This is a genomic window from Streptomyces bobili, from assembly GCF_002154575.1.
In the GTDB taxonomy this organism is placed as follows: domain Bacteria; phylum Actinomycetota; class Actinomycetes; order Streptomycetales; family Streptomycetaceae; genus Streptomyces; species Streptomyces bobili.
This window is the reverse complement of record NZ_MUBA01000940.1, coordinates 191-695: the sequence shown is the minus strand read 5'-3', so window position 1 is coordinate 695 and position 505 is coordinate 191. Positions and strand designations below refer to the sequence as shown.

Annotated in this window: 1 protein-coding gene; it reads right to left on the bottom strand. The window is 74.3% G+C overall.

The window, feature by feature from the left end; translation table 11 throughout:
* Window positions 1–229: 229 nt before the first annotated feature.
* Window positions 230–505: ferritin-like domain-containing protein (locus tag BZL64_RS38840; protein ID WP_279634670.1), on the bottom strand; the 276-nt coding region annotated here is incomplete at its 5' end.

Genomic DNA, 505 nt, shown 5'->3' with positions numbered 1-505 from the left:
GCACCCCGGCGTCGGGCGCCACGGCAAGCCGTACCGCGGCCCACCACCACACCGCCCCGAGCCCCAGCGCGGCCCCCCGGCGCACTATCGGTCCCGTCATGGCCGTCACCTCCAGCCCACCGCCGACAACCCCGTCAGCCCGCCCACGGCGACGCCGGACGGCACAGCCACCACCTCGGCTACGCCGGACGGCAGCCACCACCTCGGCGACGCCCGAGCGCCCCGTCCGTCACCCGCTCTCCGCCTGGAACATCCAGTGATGCTTCTCCAGATCCCCCGTGATCCCGATGAAAATGTCCTGGCTCACGGGGTCGGCCTCTCCCGTGGCCGCCACCCGTTCCCGCATCCGGGTGATCACCGCTCCCAGCGCCGTCACCAGCACGCCGACCGCGTCGGTGTCCTTGACCCAGCCCTCAGGGGCCACGGTGATCCCGCTGGCACCGGCGACCGTGGCCGCCCGCCCATCCGGGGAGACACCCAGCGCGGAAGCCCGCTCCGCCACGGT